The 3,448-nt window shown below is 71.6% G+C and carries 4 protein-coding genes and 1 pseudogene; all 5 read right to left on the minus strand.

The features are described 5' to 3' along the window. Nucleotides 1-190, minus strand: a 190-nt coding sequence (locus DW309_RS09210; protein WP_136045199.1) for an SDR family NAD(P)-dependent oxidoreductase, incomplete at its 3' end; no start/stop codon positions are given. Nucleotide 191: 1 nt separating this feature from the next. Further along, nucleotides 192-1,268, minus strand: a complete 1,077-nt coding sequence (locus DW309_RS09215; protein WP_136045200.1) for an enolase C-terminal domain-like protein — start codon at nt 1,266-1,268, stop codon at nt 192-194. Beyond that, on the minus strand, nt 1,265-2,026 hold the full coding sequence (locus tag DW309_RS09220; RefSeq protein WP_136035568.1) for an SDR family NAD(P)-dependent oxidoreductase: 762 nt from the start codon (nt 2,024-2,026) through the stop codon (nt 1,265-1,267). Before DW309_RS09220 ends, DW309_RS09215 begins: the two co-directional genes overlap by 4 nt. A gap of 158 nt (nt 2,027-2,184) precedes the next feature. Continuing rightward, entirely contained in the window at nt 2,185-2,886 is a 702-nt protein-coding gene (locus DW309_RS09225) for a DUF3800 domain-containing protein (RefSeq protein WP_136045201.1), read from the minus strand. Between the two features lie 102 nt (nt 2,887-2,988). After that, nucleotides 2,989-3,448 (minus strand): annotated as a pseudogene (locus DW309_RS09230) (hypothetical protein); the annotation flags it as partial.

A 3,448-nucleotide genomic window follows, 5' to 3' on the forward strand; every position in this document is an offset into this window, starting at 1 on the left:
CGTGCGCCTCCCGGTCGGACGCATCGCCGAGCACGACCTCCGCCAGCACGCCCGCCTCGACCGTGCCGGAGCCCGGGGAGCGTTCGAGCCCCACCACGATCCAGCCGTCGGCGGTCAGGCGCTCGGCGACCGCGCGGCCGATGCCCTTGCCGCTGCCGGTGACCACGACACTGCGCGGGGAGTCGGTCATGTCAGTCCCTCTCGAATCGGAACACGGCGGGGTCGAGCCCGAACCCGAGGCCCGGGGTATCGCTCGGTATCACGGCGCCGTCGAACCGCGGGCCGCCCGTCACGAACGAGGGCGCGGGGTCGTACGGATTCACGCCGCGCGCGAAGGTCTCGACCTGGATGCCGAGGTGGGCCGTTACCTCGGGGTACACGTGGCCCGACACGGGTATGCGCCGCTCGGCCGCCCACGCGATCAGCTCCCGTGCGGGGGTGACTCCGCCGATCGCGACCACGTCGAGGCGCAGCGCATCGACCTCGCCGACCTCCACCAGCGCCTTCAGCACCGCGGGGTCGGTCACCTCGTCGCCCACCGCGACCGGCAGCCCCGACTCGCGGCGGATCCGCGCGACCCCCGCCGCGTCCTCCGGCAGCAGCGGATCCTCGAGCCACGCCAGGCGCGGGTCGCCCCACTGCGCGATCTCGGCGAGGGCCGAGTCGGCGTCGGGCCAGCCGAAGCCCACGTCGACCACCAGCCCGGTCGTGTCGGGCAGTTCTGCGTTCAGCAGCGCCAGCAGCTCGCGCATGTATGCCGGATCGGGAATGCGGGAGATCTTCACCTGCGACCACCCGTCCGCCTGGGCCAGCACCTCGTCCGCGACCTCCCGCGGCGTGCGCTGCGGTGATGGGTACGCGGCCACGAGCATCGCGTCGCGGGGAGCGTCGCCCGTGCCGAGCAGACGCCACAGCGGCACCCCGGCCCGCCGCGCGGCGATGTCCCACAGCGCGATGTCGACGAGCCCGATGGCCCGACGCACGAGCCCGACCCGTCCGACGATCGCGCTCCCCCGCAGCATCCGCTCCCACGTGCTCGCCGGGTCGTCCGCGTCGGTGCCGACCGCGTGCGAAGCGACGAGCCGCTCCACGATCTCGGCCATCGGCGCCTCGCGCGACAGGCAGTACGCGACGCCGGTGGCGCCGTCACCCGCGGTCGCCCGCACCGCGGTGTACTCGCGGCGCGTGACCGTCATGGCCCCGAGCTGCAGGGGCGCGGGCAGCGGCAGCACCACCGTGGCGGTGTCGACGCGGGCGATCGCGCTCATTCGGGCTTCTTCGCGAGGGGCACGCCGTAGTCCACCATGAACCCGCCGTCGACGTACAGCGTCTGGCCGTTCATGTAGCGCGACTGGTCGGAGACGAGGAAGCTGACCGCCGCGGCGATCTCGCTCGCGTCGGCCAGGCGCTTCGCGGGGATGCGCGACAGGATCGTGTCGAGGCTCAGCGTGCCCTGCTCGACCCCCTGCCGGAAGACGCCCGTGTCGACGTAGCCCGGGGCGACCGCGTTCACGCGCACGCCCCGCGCCGCCCACTCGGCCCCGGCGGTGGAGGTGAGCCCGATCACGGCGGCCTTGGTCGTGGCGTAGGGCGCCCGGCCCGCGGAACCGCGTGAGGAGATGGACGAGATGTTGACGATGCGCCCCTCGCCGCGGTCGAGCATGCGGCGCCCGGCGGCCTGGAGGGCGGAGAACACCCCGTGCAGATTCACGTCGACCACGGCCGACCACTCGTCCCACGTGAGGTCTTCGATGCCGCGGTGCCGCTGGATGCCCGCGTTGTTCACGAGAACCTCGATGGGCCCGAGCTCGGCCTCGATCTCGCCGAACACCCGGTCGACCGCGGCGTGATCGGTCACGTCGAGCTCACGCCACAGGATGCCGGCGGGGTTGTCGCCCGCGGTGAGGCCGGGCACGCGGTCGGTCGCCACCACGCGATACCCGTCGGCGGAGAGCCGCTGTCCGATCTCCCAGCCGATGCCGGCGGAGCCTCCGGTGACGATGGCGACGGGGCGCTGCGCGGTCATGTCTCTCCTCTACGACGGGGATTTGCTATAGCAAGTGTAGCGGCCGCGGGCGGACGCGAGTCAATGCACACCGTGGCCGTGCCGCGCGAGCATTGCTAAGCTGGAGGAGCAGACCCCCTCCGCACCTGTGGATCCAGGGGGTCTCGCTGTGTCCGAGGTCAGATCTCCCGGGGAGAGCGCCGGGGGTCGCGCTCGGCAAGGAAATCGCCGTAACACTCCCAGGCGAACTCATTCCCCGGGTGCCGGTCGACAGCGGCGTACGCGCTCCAGGCGACGAGATCGGCCATCTGCTCGAGCTGCGAGTGCCTGGAATCCAGATGGATCGCGTCCTCCAGCACTCGACGCTGGTCGAGCTTGAGTCCACGGTGCGCAGTCCGATAGCTCGAGTCCGACCCGTCGCCGTCCATGAAGACGATGCCCAGCGCATCGCGCTCGTGAAGTTCCTGCTCGAACCGATGGACGAGCGCGGCATAGGTGTCGCTGCGAGTCCGTGCGAGCGCCCGAGGGTCTGCTGATCGGAACACTGCTCCGACCGACAGTCCTTCCGTGAAGCGCAGCGTCTCCAAGCACTCTCGAGCGACGTCGCGACCGAAGTCCTTCCAGTACTCGACCTCGCCGTGTCGATGCCGTTCGGGAAAGCGCCGAGAGATCCGTCCTCGACCGTTGACGTATTCCGTGGTGTGCAGCTCCTGTATGACGGGAACGCCCAACTCCCGCCAGAGACGTTTGCGCATCTCCAACCAGGTCCGCAGTACGCTCGACCACCGGTCGGGTGCGAACTCCACCCAGCCGTACACCACCAGTCCCGTCTGAGGGTGGCCCGAGTCGTCGACGTAGATCATCCGCTCGAGCGCTGCCATGCTCCATTCTCGCCATGGGCGGCGGCGCAGATCGCGCGGGTCAGGCGCGACACCGGCATTCCGCGTCGCTCCCCCGCCGGTGGAGGTAGGGACGCGTGCAGGTCAGTCGTCGAGGAGGCTCGCGACGAGGGTCACCGCGTGCGCCTCCAGCAGCTCCAGGGCCCCGGCGGCCAGGGGGGTCTGCCAGGCCTGGTAGGCGCCGCGGTCGTAGGCCTCGCGCGTCGGGAGGTAGACGAAGCCCGGGCCGTTCGTCAGGTTCATCACCACGATGGGCGTCGCGGGGAACCGTTCCCGCAGCGTCGTCTGCAACCGGGAGTACGCCTCGCCGGGATGCCCCACGACCACCGCGTCGCCCCAGCGCCACGCCCACACCGGGTGCTGCACGGTGGGCCCGTCGATGTAGCCGTCGCGCAGGTTCCGCGCCCGGCCCAGACGCTCGTCGCGGGAGCGGGGGTCGATGTCCTTCCACTCCTCCGCCAGCTGGTCGAGCGTCGGCAGGTCGCGCAGGGGGAGCTCGACGGCCGCCACGACCCCGCGCGCCCCGTCTCCGCCGTCGACCGGC

This window comes from Microbacterium sp. K41 (genome assembly GCF_004794395.1).
Lineage (GTDB): Bacteria > Actinomycetota > Actinomycetes > Actinomycetales > Microbacteriaceae > Microbacterium > Microbacterium sufflavum.

What these genes read in the sequence shown, in the direction of transcription:
- DW309_RS09225 (WP_136045201.1), bottom strand. Translation starts at nt 2,886, where the DNA reads ATGGCAGCGCTCGAGCGGATGATCTACGTCGACGACTCGGGCCACCCT.
- DW309_RS09220 (WP_136035568.1), bottom strand. Translation starts at nt 2,026, where the DNA reads ATGACCGCGCAGCGCCCCGTCGCCATCGTCACCGGAGGCTCCGCCGGC.
- DW309_RS09215 (WP_136045200.1), bottom strand. Translation starts at nt 1,268, where the DNA reads ATGAGCGCGATCGCCCGCGTCGACACCGCCACGGTGGTGCTGCCGCTG.